Annotated in this window: 3 protein-coding genes; all 3 read left to right on the top strand. The window is 74.8% G+C overall.

Translation table 11 applies throughout. The features are described 5' to 3' along the window. A partial coding sequence (locus HW445_RS27780) for a chorismate-binding protein (protein WP_180223621.1) occupies positions 1-489 on the top strand: 489 nt, incomplete at its 5' end. Continuing rightward, positions 486-1,310, top strand: coding sequence for an aminotransferase class IV (locus HW445_RS27775; protein ID WP_180223620.1), 825 nt, complete (start codon positions 486-488; stop codon positions 1,308-1,310). The genes HW445_RS27780 and HW445_RS27775, both read left to right, overlap by 4 nt. A 42-nt stretch (positions 1,311-1,352) precedes the next feature. Then, positions 1,353-2,186: a GNAT family N-acetyltransferase gene (locus HW445_RS27770; RefSeq protein ID WP_180223619.1), complete on the top strand. Its 834-nt coding sequence runs from the start codon at positions 1,353-1,355 to the stop codon at positions 2,184-2,186. The last annotated feature ends 42 nt before the right edge of the window (positions 2,187-2,228 follow it).

The raw sequence follows: 2,228 nt of genomic DNA, 5'->3' as shown, positions 1-2,228 counted from the left end.
GACCTGGTCCGCAACGACCTGGGACGCGTCTGCCGTACCGGCAGCGTCACCGTGCCCGACCTGTGCGCGGTGGAGAAGCACCCCGGCCTGGTCCACCTGGTCTCCTCGGTCCGCGGCGAGCTGCGGCCCGGGGCCGGCTGGCCGGAGCTGCTGGCCGCCGCCTTCCCGCCCGGCTCGGTCACCGGCGCCCCCAAGGAGAGGGCGCTGACCGTCCTCGCCGCCCTGGAACGCTCCCCGCGCGGCCCCTACTGCGGCGGCATCGGCTGGGTGGACGCCGACCGCGGCCGGGCCGAGCTGGCCGTCGGCATCCGCACGTTCTGGATCGAGCGCGACGGCGCCGGCGCCGCCGTGCTGCGGTTCGGCACCGGCGCGGGGATCACCTGGGACTCCGACCCGGAGCGGGAGTGGGCGGAGACCGAACTCAAGGCGTCCCGGCTGCTCGCGGTAGCGTCGGGGGAGTACGACACCAGTGGAGGGACCCTTTCGTGAAGATTTGGCTCGACGGCGGGCTCAAGGACATCGAGTCCGCCCGTGTCTCCGTCCTCGACCACGGCCTGACCGTGGGGGACGGGATCTTCGAGACGGTGAAGACGGTCGACGGGAAGCCCTTCGCGCTCACCCGCCACCTGGACCGCCTCACCCGCTCCGCCCGGGGCCTCGGCCTGCCCGACCCGGACGCCGACGAGGTCCGCCGCGCCTGCGCCGCGGTGATCGACGCCAATCCGGGGGTCGCCCTCGGCCGGCTGCGGATCACCTACACCGGCGGCCACGGCCCGCTCGGCTCCGACCGCGGCGACCAGGGCACCACGCTGGTGGTGGCACTCGGCGAGGCCAAGCGCCGCCCGGACTCCACGGCCGTGATCACCGTGCCCTGGACGCGCAACGAGCGCGGCGCGCTCACCGGCCTGAAGACCACCTCCTACGCCGAGAACGTGGTCGCGCTGGCCCGAGCCCACGAACAGGGCGCCACCGAGGCCCTGTTCGGCAACACCGTCGGGCAGCTCTGCGAGGGCACCGGCTCCAACGTCTTCGTCGTCCTGGACGGCGAGATCCTCACCCCGCCGCTCGCCTCCGGCTGCCTGGCCGGCATCACCCGCGAGCTGGTGGCCGAGTGGACCGGGGCGCGCGAGACGGACCTCCCGCTCGACGTCCTGGAGCGCGCCGACGAGGTGTTCCTGACCTCCTCGCTCCGCGACGTCCAGGCGGTGCACCGGGTGGACGGCCGTGAACTTCCCGGCGTGGAGGGCCCCTTGACGGCCAAGGCCATGAGGATCTTCGCCGAGCGGTCCGGCGACGACCTCGACCCCTGATCGTTGTGGCCGAGGGCGTCCGGGTGGGGTAGAACCACCGACATGACGACCACCCTGCGGCCCATCGAGCCGTTGCAGCAGGAGGCCGACGGGACCCGGTCACGCCGCTACCAGGTGTGCGTGAACAGCCGGCCCGTCGGCGCCGTGCGTCTGGGCACCTCGGCGGTGTTCGGCGACGCGGTGGCACAGGTGCGGGACCTCTGGATCGACGAGGCGGACCGACGGCGCGGCCGGGCCACCGTGGCGGCGCTCGCCGCCGAGGAGGTCGCCCGGGTCTGGGGCTGCCGGCGGATCGAGGCCACGGTGCCGGCGGACGCCGAGGCGGCCCTGCGGCTGGCGGAGGGGCTCGGCTACACCTTGCGGAACCGGAACATGGAGAAACGGCTCGACGGGGACGCGCCCGGACTGCCCGCCGGAAGCCGTGCGCGGCCCATGACGCCCGCGGAGTTCGAGGCGTGGCGCGAGGTCGACGCGGAGGAGTACGCGCGGGAGTGGATCGCGCGCGGGGTGAGCGAGGACGAGGCGCTGGCCAAGTCCCGCCGCGAGCAGCGGCAGGTCCTGCCGGACGGGATCGCCACCGCGGGGATGGAGTTCCACGTGCTGGAGCACGCGGGGGAGCGGGCCGGGGTGCTGTGGCTGTCCCTCGGCGCGGGGGAGGGCGAGGCGGCGTACGTCTACCAGGTGCGGACCGAACCGGCCGTGCGTGGCCGGGGGCACGGGCGGGCGCTGATGCGGCTCGCGGAGGGCAGGGCCGTGGGGGCGGGGCGGCGCGTGCTGGGGCTCAACGTGTTCGCCGGCAACGACGCGGCGGAGCGGCTCTACGCGTCCCTCGGCTACCGCACCACCCTCCACCACCTGTACAAACCCTTGCCCTGACCCCACCTCCCGGCGGGCCTGGGCGGACCGCGGGGGTGCAGA

Origin of the sequence: Streptomyces sp. UH6 (assembly GCF_013421635.1) — a bacterium.
Classification (GTDB): domain Bacteria; phylum Actinomycetota; class Actinomycetes; order Streptomycetales; family Streptomycetaceae; genus Streptomyces; species Streptomyces abyssomicinicus.
Note: the sequence above shows the minus strand (reverse complement) of the source record. Positions and strands in the feature narration are given on the sequence as shown.